Origin of the sequence: Rhodopseudomonas sp. B29 (assembly GCF_000333455.1) — a bacterium.
Lineage (GTDB): Bacteria > Pseudomonadota > Alphaproteobacteria > Rhizobiales > Xanthobacteraceae > Rhodopseudomonas.
The window spans coordinates 1-17449 of the sequence record NZ_BADD01000217.1 but is presented as its reverse complement, the minus strand read 5'-3'; the positions used below and the strand labels follow the sequence as shown (position 1 = coordinate 17449).

Annotated in this window: 11 protein-coding genes and 2 pseudogenes; 1 reads left to right on the top strand and 12 read right to left on the bottom strand. The window is 64.6% G+C overall.

Annotated features, from left to right (window positions below; genetic code table 11):
- From I5M_RS29335 to I5M_RS07670, 7 genes and pseudogenes are all read right to left on the bottom strand, one after another.
- The coding region (locus I5M_RS29335) for a hypothetical protein (RefSeq protein ID WP_148287841.1) at nt 1-582 on the bottom strand (582 nt) is incomplete at its 3' end.
- A 165-nt stretch (nt 583-747) separates the two neighbouring features.
- Entirely contained in the window at nt 748-882 is a 135-nt protein-coding gene (locus I5M_RS34040) for a hypothetical protein (RefSeq protein WP_022720869.1), read from the bottom strand.
- A 230-nt stretch (nt 883-1112) separates the two neighbouring features.
- Entirely contained in the window at nt 1113-2543 is a 1431-nt protein-coding gene (locus I5M_RS07690) for an aldehyde dehydrogenase family protein (protein ID WP_022720868.1), read from the bottom strand.
- Between the two features lie 151 nt (nt 2544-2694).
- Complete coding sequence (locus I5M_RS07685; RefSeq protein WP_022720867.1) at nt 2695-4710, bottom strand: bifunctional diguanylate cyclase/phosphodiesterase; 2016 nt, start codon at nt 4708-4710, stop codon at nt 2695-2697.
- Nucleotides 4711-4895: 185 nt separating this feature from the next.
- Nucleotides 4896-5840, bottom strand: coding sequence for a DMT family transporter (locus I5M_RS07680; RefSeq protein WP_031335793.1), 945 nt, complete (start codon nt 5838-5840; stop codon nt 4896-4898).
- Nucleotides 5841-6020: 180 nt separating this feature from the next.
- Nucleotides 6021-6856: pseudogene (locus I5M_RS29330) on the bottom strand (aldo/keto reductase).
- 30 nt (nt 6857-6886) lie between these two features.
- The gene (locus I5M_RS07670; RefSeq protein WP_022720863.1) at nt 6887-7795 is read right to left on the bottom strand and encodes an intradiol ring-cleavage dioxygenase; all 909 of its coding nucleotides are present in this window, start codon (nt 7793-7795) and stop codon (nt 6887-6889) included.
- A 227-nt stretch (nt 7796-8022) separates the two neighbouring features.
- Between I5M_RS07670 and I5M_RS07665 the strand changes: the two genes are divergently transcribed.
- Entirely contained in the window at nt 8023-9291 is a 1269-nt protein-coding gene (locus tag I5M_RS07665; RefSeq protein ID WP_022720862.1) for a serine hydrolase, read from the top strand.
- Between the two features lie 143 nt (nt 9292-9434).
- Here the strand turns inward: I5M_RS07665 and I5M_RS07660 are convergent, their stop codons facing one another.
- The 5 genes and pseudogenes from I5M_RS07660 to I5M_RS29325 form a co-directional block, all read right to left on the bottom strand.
- On the bottom strand, nt 9435-10868 hold the full coding sequence (locus I5M_RS07660) for a hypothetical protein (RefSeq protein WP_022720861.1): 1434 nt from the start codon (nt 10866-10868) through the stop codon (nt 9435-9437).
- A gap of 98 nt (nt 10869-10966) precedes the next feature.
- Entirely contained in the window at nt 10967-12505 is a 1539-nt protein-coding gene (locus I5M_RS07655) for a class I adenylate-forming enzyme family protein (RefSeq protein ID WP_022720860.1), read from the bottom strand.
- Nucleotides 12506-12720: 215 nt separating this feature from the next.
- Nucleotides 12721-13500, bottom strand: coding sequence for an enoyl-CoA hydratase/isomerase family protein (locus I5M_RS07650; RefSeq protein ID WP_022720859.1), 780 nt, complete (start codon nt 13498-13500; stop codon nt 12721-12723).
- Between the two features lie 134 nt (nt 13501-13634).
- Nucleotides 13635-15617, bottom strand: a complete 1983-nt coding sequence (locus I5M_RS07645; protein ID WP_031335789.1) for an acetyl-CoA carboxylase biotin carboxylase subunit — start codon at nt 15615-15617, stop codon at nt 13635-13637.
- Nucleotides 15614-17237, bottom strand: a pseudogene (locus I5M_RS29325) (acyl-CoA carboxylase subunit beta). The gene I5M_RS07645 and the pseudogene I5M_RS29325 overlap by 4 nt, the downstream one beginning before the upstream one ends.
- Nucleotides 17238-17449: the final 212 nt, after the last annotated feature.

Below are 17449 nucleotides of genomic sequence, written 5' to 3'. Positions count from 1 at the left end.
GATCTGGTACCACAAATACAGCGCGCAAAACGGGATCGCGATGGCAATCCCGAACACCGTCGTCGCGACGCTGACGATTCCCAGCACGATGCTGATGTTCAGGATCACAGTGGACGGCATGGCATAAGCGCGCGCGCTGGCACCCTGGATCGGCGCGCAGATCAGGGCGAAAACCGCAAACAGCGGCAACCCCTGCGTGGTGAAGATGAGGATCGACAGGCTGATGCCCCAGCCGAACGCCGCGACGATACTCATGAACGCGAACAGGCGCACCCATTTCGAAACCCGCGCATCGGGTCCGCGATCGCGAAAGCGGCGCGCCAAGACAACCCGCAGCAGCAGTGTCGGTCCGACGACAGCAACCGCCGCAAATGAAGCCAACGAACCGTGGGAGTACCAGTTGTACCAAGCAGTGATGGTGATCGCAGCCGTGGTCAAAGCGTGGGCGAACGGGCTGAACAGCCCCTCGAGCATTTCCCAGGCCTGCTCTTCCGACGTGTAATCGGAACCGATCAATCCAGCAGTCGAGGACATGACATGGCGCGCGGCCGCCACTCGACCGTGGAGATAACCGACCATCATCTGCAATCCCGCCGCACCGTTCCGTAATCGCTCGCTCGGACGATGTACCGGAAGACGATGGCGGTAATTGTTTAATGGCGGCAGAAATCGTTCTGCGTCTGGGGCTATTCTAAATCGCGGGTTAAGGGGAAACCGACAAGTCGATCGGCATCAGATCGCGGCGCTTCACGAAACCAGAGTGGCGACGCAAAGCGCGATGAAAACCGCGACGCCGAGAAAGCCCACCGCGAGGAACTGACGTGTGTTGTCGTCGGAAACGCCCGCGCCGTGACGCCACGCACCATCGTCCCACACGCTCATGAGTTGCCTCGAATGTCCGCCACGTCCGAATTGGACGCGGACGGAGGTATAACGAGGCGATGCGAGGCAAACTACTCGGACGATTACCTGCCGTTAACCAGCATATCCATCATTGCGATCACGGCGCCGAATCAATGCAGATCCCTGCATTGAGCCGGATTGCGCGGGTCAGCCAACGGGCGGCGCTTGTCGCCGGCCGTTGGCTCGCAATGACGGGAACTGTCCGACAACTACGCGGCGTTGAAACCGGCGATGGCCTTGACCTCGAGATATTCCTCGAGACCGAACTTGCCCCACTCGCGGCCGTTGCCGGATTGCTTGTAGCCGCCGAACGGCGCGGTGCGTTCGTTCGGCACGCCCTGCAGATTGACGTTCCCGGCGCGGATCTTGCGGCCGACCGCACGCGCGCGATCCACCGAGCCGGCCGAGACGTAACCGGCGAGACCATACGGCGTATCGTTGGCGATCCGGACGGCTTCGTCTTCGTCCTTGGCGCCCATGATCACCAGCACCGGCCCGAAGATTTCTTCGCGCGCGATGGTCATGTTCTCGGTGACGTCCGCGAACACGGTCGGCCGCACATAGAAGCCCTTGTTGACGCCTTCCGGCAGACCGGGACCACCGGCGACCAGGGTCGCGCCCTCCGCGATGCCCTTCTGGATCAGCGCCTGGATCTTGTCCCACTGGCCGCGGTTGACCACCGGACCGATCGTAGTGCCCTCGCCGCGCGGATCGCCGGCCTTGGTCTTGTCGGCCACGCCCTTGGCGATGGCAGCGACTTCCTTCATCTTCGACAGCGGCACGATCATACGGCTCGGTGCGTTACACGACTGGCCGGAGTTGTTGAACATATGCATCACGCCGCCGGTCACTGCCTTGGTGAGATCGGCATCTTCGAGGATGACGTTCGGCGACTTGCCACCGAGCTCCTGGCTGACGCGCTTCACCGTCGGCGCCGCGCGCTGCGCGACGTCGATGCCGGCGCGGGTCGAGCCGGTGAACGAGATCATATCGATGTCCGGATGCGCGCTCATCGCCGCGCCGACCTCCGGACCGAGGCCATTGACGAGGTTGAACACGCCCTTCGGCACGCCGGCCTCGTGCAGGATCTCGGCGAAGATCAGCGCCGAGGTCGGGGTGAATTCGCTCGGCTTGAGAATCATGGTGCAACCGGCCGCGAGTGCCGGCGCGACCTTGCAGGCGATCTGATTGAGCGGCCAGTTCCAGGGCGTAATCATGCCGACGACGCCGATCGGCTCGCGCACGATCATCGCTGAGCCCATCGGCTCCTCGAAGTGATAGTTCTTCAGAACGTCGAGCGTCGACAGGATGTGGCCGAGGCCGGCACCGGCCTGCATCTTCTCGGCCATCGGCAGCGGCGCGCCCATCTCGTCCGACACCGCGGCGCCGATGTCCTTCATGCGGGTCTTGTAGATGGCGATGATCTTCTCGAGCAGCGCGACGCGCTCGTCACGGCTGGTCTGCGAGAAGCTTTCGAACGCACGCTTGGCTGCGGCCACCGCCTTGTCGACATCCGCCTTGGAGCCCAGCGCGACCTCGTACATCGCCTCTTCGGTCGCCGGATTGACCACCGGCGTCGACTTCGGCGTGACGGGATCAACCCAGGCGCCGTCGATGTAGAATTGCATGCGGTTGACCATCGTGAACCTCTCGATCTGGGTGCCTGGTCGCGAAACGACGTCGCGAGGCGCTGGCGGGACGCGCATATAAAAACACGGCCGCCGATCGGGCAAGATCGGTCGGCCATTGAAATGTCCGTGAGCTTCCGTGTTGCGGAATTGCTGCGCGAGCTCAGCCGGCCTGAGCGAGCAATGGGGCCGGCGCAGCGCTGCTGACCAGGTGGCGATAATGCGCCATCGGCTGCGGCTTGCCGATCAGATAGCCCTGCACCTCGTCGCACCCGGCCTTGGCCAGGAACGCGAGCTGGCTCTCCGTCTCGACGCCTTCGGCGATCACAGGCAGCTTCAGCGTGCGGCTGAGATTGAGGATAGCCTCGACGATCGCCGCCGATTCCGGATTGGTCTCGAGCTTGCGGGTGAACGCCTGGTCGATCTTGATTTTGTCGAACGGGAACGACTGCAAGTACGACAGCGACGAATAGCCGGCGCCGAAATCGTCCATCGCGACGCGAACGCCGAGATTCTTCAGCCGGCGCAGGATGGCGATGGCGCCCGAAAAATCCTCGATCAGCACGCCCTCGGTGATCTCGATCTCCAGCCGTTTCGGCTCGAGCCCGGTTTCGAGAAGCACCTGCAGCACCAGGGCCGGCACGTCGAAGCGGCGGAAGTCCAGCGGAGAGAAGTTCACCGCGATCGCCAGCGGCCGCTCCCACGACGCGGCTTCGGCGCAGACGCTGCGCAGCACCCATTCGTCGATGGTGCCGATCAGGCCGGTCTCCTCGGCAAGCGGCACGAACACCGCGGGCGACACCATGCCGCGCACGGGATGGCGCCAGCGCAGCAACGCCTCGAAGCCAACGATCTCGCCGGCCGCCGTCGCCTGCGGCTGATAGTGGATCTCGAACTCGCCGTTGGGCACCGCCATCGTCAGTTCGCGCTGCAGTGCCCGCTTGTCGCGAATCTGCAGATCCATCGACGGCTCGAACAGACAGACTTCGCCGCGGTGCTCCGTCTTGGCGCGATACAGCGCCACATCGGCGTGCGCGAGCAGCGTGTCGGCAGCTTCGCCATCACGCGGATAGAAGCTCACTCCGGCCGTCGAGCAGACCTGAATGACATGACCGTCGATCTCGAACTGCGTATCGCACAACTTCTGCAGTTGCTCGCGAATGTGGTCGAACGACTCCGCGGAATTGTCCGGCTGCGTCACAACCGAAAACTCGTCGCCGCCCGGCCGCGCCAGATAGCCCCAGTGGCAGGTCTCGCCGAGCCGCCGCGCCATCTCGGCCAGCACCGCGTCACCCGTGGCCTGGCCGAATACGTCGTTGATTTCTTTGAAGCGGTCGATCCCCAACTTGATGACCGCAAAACTGCCGTTAGTTGCGCGAGCCAATTCCAGGTTCTTGACGATGCGCGCGTTGAGCGCGGCGCGGTTCGGCAAACCGGTGGCGATGTCGTGCAACGCCAAATAAGCGAAGCGCTGCTCGGCCTGCTGATGATCGGTGATATCTTCGTGCCGGCCGATCCAGCCGCCGTTGGCCAGCCGTCGCAAGCTGATCCGGATATGATGACCGTCGCGCAGATTGATCACCGCAGTCGCCGGTCCGCCGCTCTGGATGGCCGCCCTGATTTCGGTGAGTTGGCTCCGATCGCTGCTGAGACTTCCGCTGGCTCGCAGGATCTTCAACAGTGCGGCAAAGCGGCAGTTCGCCAGCTCTCGTCCAGGCGGGACGGCGTAGATATCTAGGAACGCCTCGTTCCATAGCTGCAGTCGGCCGGCGTGATCGAACATGCAGAATCCGATACTGTCGTCATGGACGATGGCATCGACGACCATCTTACGCTCGGCCAGCCTCAGCTTTGCTTGCTGACTGACAGAGAGCCCCAGCCTTAACGAAAACACCGCCACGGCGGCGGCAACGATCAGGCTGAAGACCGTCAGCACGATTGCGGCTTCATGCGCGCCGGTGTCGGTCGGATACATAAGCAACAGCAACACCGCGGCGCAGCCGGCCAACGTGCCGACCGAAGCACCAATGACCGCCGCCAAGCACAAATTGCGTAGCGATCTCTCCGCAACCCGCATCTGCATCAGCGCGCCGCGAATACTGATCGCGCCGGTCAGGCACAAGGCCACGCCGAGGCCGACCAGCCCGATGTGCTCGATATTCCAAGCGACAAGATGCATCGCATTCCCGATCCCAGGTTCCTCCTAGGATCGCACCGCAGCTTTGAGCAATGCTTAAGACGATTACCGTCAATGGGCCCGATCAGCACCAAATAGAGCTAATCGGCCACCGACAATTCCATTTATTGTGAAAAATGACCGTATTTCGTGTAAAGTGGACTACTCACAACGTAAAACTACTTGGGTCAGGGACTCGGATAGGGCTCCGCCACGATTCGTTTGAGGTGACGCGCCCGTTCGCGATGCGCGGTGTAGACGCCGCTGGCGATGATCACCGCGGCGCCGATGAAGGTCCAAAGATCCGGAATTTCGCCGAAGAGTAGAATACCAAACAGCGTAGCCCATAGAAGTTGCACGTAGGAGAACGGCGCCAACGCCGAGGCGTCGGCATGACGAAACGCCATCACCACGATCCATTGACCGGTGGTCGAAGCGAGCCCGACGCCGAGGCCGAGCGCCAGCTGTTGCCAGCTCGGTGTCACCCAAACCAGCGGCACCAGCAGACTGAGGCTGACGAAGCCGATCAGCGCCGAGTAGCTCATCGTCACCACGGTGCGATCCGCGTTGCTGATCATCCGCGTCAGCGTCAAGGTCAGCGCCCAGCCGAGCGCCGACAGGATCGGCAGAATCACCGCCGGGTTGAACGCCGCCGTTCCCGGGCGCACCACTATCAGCACGCCGATCAGCCCGACCAACGTCGCCGCCCAGCGCCGCACGCCGATGTGTTCGCCGAGCAGCAGCAGCGACAATGCCGTAACGAACAGCGGCGCGACGAACGAGGTCGCCGAAGCTTCGGCGATCGGCAGGAAATGCAGACCCGTGATGAACAGCACCGAGGAAGACACCAGCCCCAGCGAGCGCAGCACCTGCAGCTTCGGCCGCGCCGAGCGTAACACCGAGCCGCCGCGCGACGTCAGCGCCGCCGGCAGCATGATCACAGCGAACACCAGGAAACGCAGCCAGGCAATTTCCACCGGAGGCATTGTGCGGCCGAGATATTTGGCGAGCGCGTCCGAGCACGCCAGGAACACTGTCGCGCCGAGGATCAGGAAGATCCCACGTAACGGACGCTCGGCGCGGCGATGCGGCGGGCGCACAGCTTCAACCAGCAATGGCGAGGTAACAGTCACGGCCGGATGGGGCCCCGATGAAGTTAGAAGAATGCCGATTTACGGAAAATGCCGCCGGTCGGGCGAACACCGTCGCCGATTCGGATGTCAACCAGACAACGTTCGGCCGGTGCCGACAAGTACCAAGACTGAACCCCGGTTATGCACGCAAGCCGAGACGACGAGGATTTCCAACCGGAGCTAGAGCATCGGCAGGCTGGCGGGCTCCTCGCCGAGCGGAAAGGCCTCGTCGATCGCAGCGATTTCCTCGTCCGTCAAAACTAAGGCCGCGGCAGCGGCGTTGTCGGCCGCGTGGGCGGGATCTGCCGCCTTTGGAATGGCGAACACCGAAGCACGGCGCGTGAGAAACGCCAGCTGCCACTTGGCGCGGCGAGGCATCATGCGCCGCCGCGATGGTCTGCAGCAGCCGGCCCTGAGCGCTGCGCGGCTGGGGAAATTCATCATGCCCGAACGGCGAGTAAGCGGTGACCGCGACGCCATGCGCCTCGCACCATGGGATCACCGCATGCTCGATGGCACGCTCGCGCAAATGATACAGCACCTGATTGCAGGCGATGCGCCCATCGCCGGCGACCTTCAGCAATTCGCGCAGATCGCCGACATCGAAATTGCTGACGCCCCACGAGCGGATCTTGCCGGCCGCGACCAGCTCCTCGAACGCCGCGACGGTGTCGGCCAGCCGGTACTGCCCCGCGCCAATGAAGCAGGTAGCAGTCCAGCCGATCCGTCTTCAGACGTTTCAGCGAACGCTCGCAGGCAGCGATCGTGCCGCTGCGCGACGCATTGCTGGGCAGCACTTTGGAGACGAGAAACACCTCGTCGCGGCGCCCTGCGATGGCTTCCGCCACCAGCGGCTCGGCCTCGCCGTACATTTCGGCAGTGTCGATATGGCTCATGCCGAGGTCGAGGCCACGACGCAACGCGGCGATCGCGGCTGTGCGATCGCCCCTGTCGATGTACCAGGTGCCCTGCCCGATCGACGCCAGATCCGGCCCGGCCGGGCCGAATCTGCGCATGCCCAAAGTCACGATCGTCTCCCGATCCGATTACTCCGCGGCTGACGCCAACATCGGCTTCGGCGCGGTCCCGTGGCCCGGTTTGAGCCGGAATTCATACGTCATCAAATGCCATGGCCCCGAGGCCGCGCGGCCGTCGGGCATCTGCGGATCGTCGCGCAACTCGATCTTCGAGACCAGTTCATTTTTGACCCCGAACACCACATCGGAGTCGAGATATTTGTCGCCCTCGATGAACACGTGGGTGATCAACGGTTCGTAGCCCGGCGCGGCGACCAGGAAGTGCACATGCGCCGGCCGCATCGGATGCCGCCGTGTCGCCAGGATCAATTCACCGACCGGGCCGTCGATCGGAATCGGATAGCTGCACGGCAGGATCGAACGAAACGCCAGCCGGCCATCGCCATCGGTGACGAAGCGAGCCCGCAGTGAAGGTCCCTTCTCTTCATAGCCCGGCTTCTGCGAATCGTAGAAGCCGTCGTCATCGGCATGCCAGACGTCGACCGGCACGCCTCCCAGCGGCCTGCCGCCAAGATCGGTGACACGCGCCTCGACATACATTCGCTCGCCTTCGAGACCTTCGGAAATGTCGGCGCCGTGCGGCATCGGCTTGTGTTCGCCGACATAGAACGGCCCAAGCACCGTGGTCTCGGTCGCGCCGTCGCGCTCACGATGATTGACGGCATCGACCAGCATCGAGATGCCGAGCACATCGGACAGCAGGATGAACTCTTGCCGGCTCGGGGTGCATTTCTGTCCTGTACGGGTGAGGAAATCGATCGCCTTTTCCCATTCTTCGAAGGTCAGGCCGGTGCGGCGAACGTAATCGTGCAGCGAGCGCACCAGTTCCTGCAGCAACAATTTGAGACGCGGATTCGACGTCTCGTCCAGACTGCGGATGACCTCGTCGGTCAGCTCTGATTCCTCGAATTGGCGCATGTCTCGTCCCTGGAATTTTCCACCCATGACGCCCGAAGGCGCTTGCCGGAACGCTACACCAACACCTTCGGCCTGATAAGCGGCGCCCCGCGCCACCCCGCCATGCGGTCGCCAGCGCTTCAGCCATTCAAGCGATAGAACGGCGACCGAATTTCCGATATCAAGGCAGCCCAACGCGCTGCCGGGAGCGGCGCCCCGCGCAAGTTCGCGCCGATCAGGGAGACGACATGCCGGCCTCAGCCCTCAGATCCACGCCCCTCGCGCCGACCTCCGCCTCCGCCGCGAGCGTCGGCATGTCCGAGACCGCGCTGCGCAGGATCGACGATCATCTGCAACGCGTCTATGTCGGGCCCGGCCGCTATGCCGGCACGCAGACGCTGGTGTATCGCCGTGGCCAGATCGTCCACCACTCCTCGCTCGGTTTCGCCGATCGCGAACGCCAGCTGCCGATCAAGGACGATACCATCTTCCGCATCTATTCGATGACCAAGCCGATCACCACGGTCGCGCTGATGATGCTGTTCGAAGAAGGTCGCGTCGCGCTCGACGACGCGGTCACCAAATACATTCCCGAATGGGCCGGTCTCGGCGTGTTCCAGGCCGGCATCGCGCCCACCTTCCTGACCAAGCCGCCGACACGGCCGATGCAGGTCGTCGATCTTTTGCGCCACACCTCCGGCCTCACCTACGGCTTCCAGAACCGCACAAATGTCGACGCCGCCTATCGCGACAAGGGCATCGGCGCCTTCGAGAAGGCCGGCACGCTCGACTCCTGGATCGCCGACCTCGCAAAGATCCCGCTGGAGTTCTCGCCGGGCGAAGCCTGGAACTACTCGGTGTCGACCGACGTCGTCGGCTACCTGGTGCAGAAGATCTCCGGCATACCCTTCGAGCAGTTTGTCAAGCAGCGCATCCTCGATCCGCTCGGCATGACCGACACCGACTTCTACGTCCCGGCGGCGAAGGCGCACCGCCTCGCCGCTTGCTACTCGGCCGACGGACGCGGCAGCGCCACACTGTCGGACGATCCGCAGACCTCGAGCTTTCTCAGCCCTCCGGCGCTGATCTCCGGTGGCGGCGGACTGGTCTCGACCACGGCCGACTACCTGACTTTCTGCCGCGCGCTACTCAATGGCGGCGAGCTCGGCGGCGTCCGCCTGCTCGGGCCGAAGACGCTGAAGCTGATGACCACCAATCATCTGCCGGGCAACCGCGACCTCACCGAGCTGTCACGCTCGATGTTCTCCGAAGCCACCAATGCCGGCATCGGCTTCGGCCTCGGCTTCGCCGTCAACATGAACCCGGCACTGACGCTGCTGCCCGGCTCGGTCGGCGAATACTATTGGGGCGGCGCGGCTTCGACGGCGTTCTGGATCGATCCCGCCGAAGAGCTGATCACGATCTTCATGACCCAGCTGTTGCCGTCGAGTGCCTACCCCATCCGCCGCGAACTCCGCGCGCTGGTGTACGGGGCGATCACCGAGAGCAATCTGTAGGTCGCATCTTCTGCTGCACCGTCATTGCGAGGAGCACCCGGATCGGCGCTCCGCGCCGTCCGAGCACAGGCTCCGCGACGAAGCAATCCAGCTCAGCACGGAGCTGGATTGCTTCGCCTTCGGCTCGCAATGACGGAGTTAGCTTAGTCGCGCACATGAACGACGGCGACGTCGTCGGCATAGAGCCGGTGCCAGCCTGGCCGCTGGTCCATCAACCGCACTGCGCCCGCGGTCGGCGGCAGCATGGTGGTGTCGATATCGCTTTCGGTGAGCAGGCGATCCAGCAGCGCCGGATCCCGCCCGGCGGTGGCGCGTATTACATCCATCACCCGCGTTTCGCCGTAAAGTTCGGCGCGGCCGTCGATATACACCGGCACATGGCGCGAGATGAGATAGCCGCCGAAGATGTAGGCGTTGAAGATCCGCCTGGCATTGTGGACCTGCGCAGCCGCCAGCGCCCGTTCCGGCACCTGCGCCGGATCGAAACGATAATGCAGCCTTGGCGCCAGCGCGATCGTGGCCGCCACCATCGCCGTCACCGCAGCCGCAGTTGGCCAGCGCGTTGCGCGGTCGGATTCGGCACTGATCGAGCGCCCGAGCTGCTGCGCCCAGGGGCGCGCCAAAAGCATAGGCACCAGCAGCGCGTAGGTTTCGATGCTGCGGACATGCGCCAGCGACATGTGGACGAGACCGAGCACCAGCAATAGCCGCGGCCATGGCAGCGTCAGCCCGCGCGCCAGCGCGATGCCGAGCAGTGCCAGCAGGCTGGCTTCGAAGGCGCCGAATTTGCTGAAGTCCGACGGCGCCCATTCACCAAGCGTCGACAGCACCTCGCCGAGGCTGAGGATCTTGGTCGCAGCGATCAAAGTGCCCCAGCCATAGGGCGTCACGCAGCACGCCGCCAAAGCCGCGACACCGAATGCCGCCCAATGCAGCGCGAGCCGGAACCGTTGCGCCGGCCCAGCTTGGCGAAGCGCCTCCACGCCGATTGCGCCGACCAGCATAAGGCCGAAGACGAAGCCACCGTGCAAATTGGCCCACAGCACCATGATCAGCAGCAGCGGCCACGGTGGGGCCGCCTTCCGATCAGCCGCGTCAATCAACCCGACGAACCATACGACTAACAGCGGCAGCGCCAGCGCGTGCGGCCGCGCCAGCACGTGCGGCATGATCAGCACCATCGCGGTGAGCGCCAGCGCCGCTGTTACCAGTGCCGAAGCGAAACGTTCGATATAAGCCGCGAACAGCGCCAGCGCCGCGGCGACCGCGAGCGCAGTAACGATGACTGGCCCGGCCCAGCCCTCCCGCATCGCCAGCGCGAAAATCACCTGCGCCAGCCACGAGCTCGATTCCCAGGGCGCGCCGAACCTCGTAAAGGAGAAGCTGTCGACCGTCGGCACGGCGCCGTGCGCGAGGATCCAGCGCCCGGTTTCAATCTGCCAATAGCTGTCCGAGTCCTGCAGCAGGCTGTCGCCGACCAGCAGCAGGAAAACCAGAACGCCGGTGCCGATCAATAGTGGCAGCACGAAGCTGCGCGCGCCGGCAGTCTCAGTCACGTTGATCGCCGGAACGCTCACGGGCTCTCTCGATCGGGCGGATGATGCCCGATTCAATCACACCCGGCGATAAGATCGGGTAAAGCCGACAGCTGCCGATCTTCAGGTCTTGTTAACGATCAGATCTTCCGTTCGCGCCCATGCCAGAACGGATCACGCACCGCGCGGCGCAGCAGCTTGCCGACCGGGCTCTTCGGCACTTCGTCGATGAAGCGAACCTGTTTGGGCACCTTGTAGCTCGCCACCCGGTCGCGCGCGAAGGCGATCAGTTCCGCCTCCTCGGCGCTGGCGTCCTTGCGCAGCGCCACGAAGGCGGCGACGGCCTCGCCCCATTTGTCGTCCGGCAGACCGACCACCACGACCTCACGCACCGCCGGATGCGCCGCCAGCGCGTCTTCGACCTCGCGCGGGTAGACGTTGTAGCCACCGGTGACGATCATGTCCGAGGTACGGTCGACCAGATACAGATAACCGTCCTCGTCGAACCGGCCGACGTCGCGGGTGCGCAGCCAGCCATTGGGCAGGAACATCTGCGCGTTAAGTTCCGGCGCGTTGTAGTAGCCCTTCATGGCGAACGGCGTGCGTAGCGCGATTTCGCCGGCCTCGCCCGGCGCGACCTCGTCGCCGTCTTCGTTGACCAGCTTGACCTCGCAGTCGATCGACTGCCGCCCGCAGGAGGCGAGCCGTAGCTCGGCCTTCGGCCCGACATGGTCCTGCTGCGTCAGATGGGTGATGAAGATCGGCGCTTCGGACTGGCCGTAATACTGGGCGAAGCGCGGGCCCCACAGTTTCAGCGCCCGCTGCATCACCGGGCGCGGCATCGGCGAGGCGCCGTAGATGATAGATTTCACGGTCGAGAAATCCGCCTGCTCGATGCCGGGATGATCGAGCAGCATGCCGATCATGGTGGCCACGAGATTGAGCGCGGTCGGCTTCCAGCGCTCGACCGCGTCGAGATAGCTCGCCGGCGTGAACCCCGGGAGCACCGCGGCAACGCCGCCGCGCAGCCAATAGGGCACGATGAAGCAGCCGGAGGCATGGATCATCGAAGCGGCATGCAGCATCACGTCGCCCTCGCCGACCTCCATGTTGATCAGCACGTTGGTGGCCATCGCCGCCCAGCTCGCCTGGGTGTGCTCGACGGCTTTAAGCTTGCCCGTGGTACCGGAGGTGAAGATGGTGATCACCACATCGTCGGGCTCACAGCGCCGCGAAGGCGGCGTGTCGGGCTGCGATTTGGCGAGTTGCAGCAGGTCGTCGGCGCCGGAACTGCCGACGCTGATCAGCTTCAGCCCCTGCATCGCCTTGGCCAGTTCTTGCGCCCGCTCGGTGAGATCGGCGCCGTGGATCAGCAGGTTGACGCCGGCGCCCTCCAGCATCTGCTGTTGCTCTACCATCGACAGCCGCGAGTTCAGCGGCACCCGCGACAGCCGCGATTTGACGAAGCCGAAATCGATCGGCAGCGTCCAGATCGAGTTGTTGAGCAGCATGCCGACCCGGCTGCCGACCTCGAGCTTGAAGGTGTCGATGAAGACGTTGGCGATGCGGTTCGACAGCAGGTCGATTTCGGTGAAGCTCAGCTTCTGGTCGCCGAACATCACCGCCGTCTTCGGCCCGTGATACACCGCCCCGCGCCGGATCATCTCGGACGCCAGCATCGCCGCTCCTCCCTCGATACGCCCGCCGCTTTGATGCGGCGTGGCTGTTAGTTTACAAACCTATCCACTCGTCATTCCGGGGCGCGCGCAGCGCGAACCCGGAATCTCGATGTTCAAAGCACCGCCGAGATTCCGGGTTCGCTCACTTCGTGAGCGCCCCGGAATGACCGCGGAGAGGCTATCCGCAGAAGCCCCGGAATGACCGCCTACGGTGGTCACTTCCCCGGCCACACCGGCTTGCGCTTTTCGGCGAAGGCTTTGAGGCCTTCCTTGGCATCCTCGGTCATCGCCAGCAGGGCGATTTGGCTTTCGGTGTAGGCGATGCTCTCGTCGAACGACATCGCCGCAATCGCCCGCATCGCGTACTTGCCGCGGCGGATGGCGGTCGGCGATTTGTCGGTCAGTCGCTTGACCAGCCATTCGACTTTGGCGTCGAGCTCAGTGGCGGGCACCGCGTAGTTCAGCAAGCCGGCCGCGAGCGCCGACTGCGCATCGAACGGCTCGCCGGTCAGCGCCCATTCGGCGATCAGGCGCCGCGGCGCGATATCCTGCAGCAGGCTCATTACCTGCATCGGAAACACGCCGACCTTCACTTCCGGCAGACCGAACAATACGTTGTCGGCTGCCACCGCCATATCGGTCATGCACAACAGGCCCATGCCGCCGGCCATGCAGGTGCCGTTGATGCGGGCGATTGACGGCTTGGTGGAGTTCTGCGCCAGTCGGAGCAGGTCGGCGTAGTCGACATTCGGCTTGGAGAAGTCGAACGAAAACGCCGCCCCGGTCGACTGCAGATCTGCGCCGGCGCAGAACGCCTTGTCGCCCGCCCCGGTCAGGACGATGACGCGCACATCCGCGTCGTCATGCGCCTGCTTCCAGCCGCGCGTGATGCCCTCGACGACGCCGGCATTGATGGCGTTGCGCTTGTCGGGGCGGTTGATGGTGATCCACAGCGCCTGCTCGCGCTTGTCGATGATCACGGCGTCTTGGCTCATTTCGGTCTACCTCAGGTCTCGTCATTGCGAGGAGCGAAGCGACGAAGCAATCCAGCTCAGTACACCGAGCTGGATTGCTTCGCTTCGCTCGCAATGACGGAGCATATTCTGTGCTCGAATTCCACGCTCGACATTCACGCAACAGCTTCGATCGCGGCGACGATGCGGCCGGTAGTGACCTGCTCGCCTTCGGCGACGTCGATGGCGATGATGCCCGAAGTCGGCGCCAGGTGCACGTGCTCCATTTTCATCGCTTCCAGCGTCAGCACCGGCTGGCCAGCCTCGACGCGGTCGCCGGCCTTGACCAGCACCGCGACGACGCGGCCGTTGAGCGCGGCGCGCAGCTTGCCGTCGCCGCCGGAACGAGCCGCACTCTGCGGCGCTGCGCGGGTGAGATCGACGATGCGGCTTTCGACGCCGAGCCGCTGCACGAACAGTCTGTCACCTGCGCGATGAAACGTCGCCGACTCGATGAGGTGCGTGGCCTGGAAACGGATCGAGTCGTCGCCCACCTGCTCGATAAGAAAGCTGACCTGCCCGCCCTCGTGCACCACCACGTAGCTGCCATCGCGCTCGCGATGCACGGCGCAGCTCTGCACCGTGCCGTCGAGTTCGAACCGAAGCTGCGTCGGAAACACGGAGGCCAGCGATCGCCCCGGCCGATGCGGCACGGCCGACGGGGCGGTGACATAGAGCAGCAGCGCGGCGACTGCGACCGAGGGCACCGCATCCTCCGGCAGTGCACGGACGAGTTCGTCTCGTCGCTGCGCAATGAACGCGGTGGTCGCCTCGCCAGCCGCGAAGGCCGGATGCCGCAGACAGGCCGCCAGGAAGCCGCGATTGGTGGTCACGCCGAAGGCGATGGTCTGGTCGAGCCCGTGGATCAGCTTGCGCCGCGCCTCGTCGCGGCTGTTGCCGCTGGCGATGACCTTGGCGATCATGGAATCGTAATACGGCGAGATCTCCGCGCCGGATTGCAGCGCGTGCTCGACGCGTAGCTCCGCCGGCATCCGCCACAGCGCCATCGTGCCGGATTGCGGCATGAAGTCGTGATGGGCGTCCTCCGAACACAGCCGCACCTCGATGGCGTGTCCTTTGAAGGTCACGTCATCCTGCGTCAGCGGCAACGGCTCGCCCGCGGCGATGCGCAACTGCAGCTCGACCAGATCAAGGCCAGTGATCGCCTCGGTCACCGGGTGCTCGACCTGCAGCCGCGTATTCATCTCCATGAAGTAGAATTGTCCCTGCGCGTCGAGCAGGAATTCCAGCGTGCCGGCGCCTTCGTAGCCGATCGCCTTGACGGCGTTCACCGCCACCGTGCCCATCTGCTCGCGCAGCACCGGCGACACCGCCGGCGACGGCGCCTCTTCGATCAGCTTCTGATGCCGCCGCTGCACGGAGCAGTCGCGCTCACCGAGATGAATGGCGTTGCCGTAGCGATCGCCGAACACCTGGATCTCGATGTGCCGCGGCTCGACGATCGCACGTTCGAGGATCACGGTCGGATCGCCGAACGCACTCTGCGCTTCGGATCGCGCGCTGCGTAGCGCATCTGGCAGCGCAGCCGCATCCTTCACCAGCCGCATGCCGCGACCGCCGCCGCCGGCGACCGCCTTGATCATGATCGGGAAACCGACGCGCTCGGCCTCGCGCAGCATCGCCGCGTCGCTCTGGTCCTCGCCCTGATAGCCCGGCACGCAGGGCACGCCCGCCTTCATCATGATCGCTTTGGCGCCAGCTTTGTTGCCCATCGCGGCGATCGACTCCGCCGACGGGCCAATGAACACCAGCCCGGCATCGCGGAAGGCCGCGGCAAAATCCTCGTTTTCGGCGAGGAAGCCGTAGCCGGGATGCACCGCGTCGGCGCCGGCGCTCTTGGCCGCCGCGATGATCGCCGGGATGTTCAGATAGGACTGCGACGGCTGCGCGCCGCCGATCGCCACCGCTTCGTCGGCCTCGCGGACGTGCGCAGCATCGGCATCAGCCTCGGAGTACACGGCGACCACGCCATAGCCGAGCCGGCGCGCACTGCGCATGACGCGGAGCGCGATCTCGCCGCGATTGGCGATCAGGATTTTCGAGAACGGAGTGGGCTTCAACATACGCGTCGTGCTCATGGGCGGGACACCGCGAACTGCATCTTGCGCGGCGTGCGCATCTCACTCTCTCGGCAGATGGCCAGCACTTCGGCCAGCACCGCACGGGTGTCGCGCGGATCGATCACGCCATCGTCGAGCATCCGCGCCGAGGTCGCGAACACGTCCATCTGGCCGTTGAACACCGCGGTGATACCCGCCTTCATCTGATCGAGCTTGTCGCGATCGACCGGCACGCCTTTGCGCGCTGCACCAGCCTCGGCGACGATCGCCATGGTTTCGGCGGCCTGCTCGCCGCCCATCACCGCGGTCTTGGCGTTCGGCCAGGAGAAGCAGAACCGCGGATGGAAACCACGGCCGCACATGCCGTAATTGCCGGCTCCGAACGATGCGCCGCAATAGATGGTGATCTGCGGCACGGTCGCCGACGTCACCGCCTGGATCATCTTGGAGCCGTGCTTGATCATGCCGGCTTCTTCGTAGGCCTTGCCAACGATGTAGCCTGTGGTGTTGTTGAGATACAGAATCGGCGTGCCGGATTGGCAGCACGCCTGGATGAAGTGCGTCGCCTTGTTGGCACCGGCCGGATCGAGCGGGCCGTTGTTGGTTATGATGCCGATCGCCATGCCGGCGATCCGCGCCTGGCCGACCACCGTGGCGGGGCCGTAGTTCGGCGACATTTCGGTAAAGTCGGAATCATCGACGATCCGGGCGATCACTTGCTTCATATCGACCGGGCGTTTGTGATCCATCGGCATGATGCCGAGCAGTTCCTCGGCATCATAGCGCGGCGGATGATAGCCCTCCGGGTCGGGCCCCGGCCCCGAGCGATCCCACGGCAGCCCCGCCATGATGTCTCGCGCGATGCGCAGCGCGTCGCGATCGTCCTCCGCCAAGTAATCGCCAAGGCCCGAGACCGAGGTGTGCATCTCGGCGCCGCCGAGCTCCTCTTCGGTGGCGATCTCGCCGGTCGCGGCCTTGAGCAGCGGCGGCCCGGCGAGAAACGCCCGCGTCCGGCCGCGGACCATCACGATGTAGTCGGACAGTCCGGTCTGATACGCACCGCCCGCGGTCGAAGAGCCATGCGTCACCGTCACCACCGGCAGACCAGCGGCCGACATCCGCGCCAGATTGCGGAAGATGTTGCCGCCGCGGACGAAGTCCTCGACGCGGTAACGCAGCAGATTGGCGCCGGCGCTTTCGACGAGTTGCACGAACGGCAGCTTGTTCTCCAGCGCCAGTTCCTGGATGCGCAGCGTCTTGTCGAGGCCGTAGGGCTGCAGCGCGCCGGCATCGATGCCGGCGTCGTTGGCGCTGATCATGCAGCGGATGCCGGACACGTAGCCAATGCCGCCGATGACACCGCCGCCCGGCACGCTCTTCTCGGTGTTGGCGTGGTCGAAACATGTAGCCGGCGAGCGTGGACAGCTCGAGGAACGGCGCACCCGGATCGAGCACCAGCGCGACGCGCTCGCGCGGCAAGAGCTGCCCGCGCTTGTGGAAGCGCTCGGCGGCGGCGGCCGAATGCGCCCGCGTCCGCGCCTCCAGCATCCGCATACGCTCAATCAACGCCAGCATGCCGTCGCGATTGGTGCGAAACCCTTCGCTACCGGGCGCGACGGTGGATTCGATGATTGCCATTCAACCTGTCCTTGTCATTCCGGGGCTCGCAAGTTGCCGGCCGACCCGGAATCTCTCACCCATCTTCTGTCATTCCGGGGCGCGACCGCAGGTCGCGAACCCGGAATCCATAACCACCGCCAGGAGTATGGATTCCGGGTTCGCGCTACGCGCGCCCCGGAATGACGAACGTTAGTCTGTTACCCCGTCTGCCCCATCTATGAAGTAGTCCG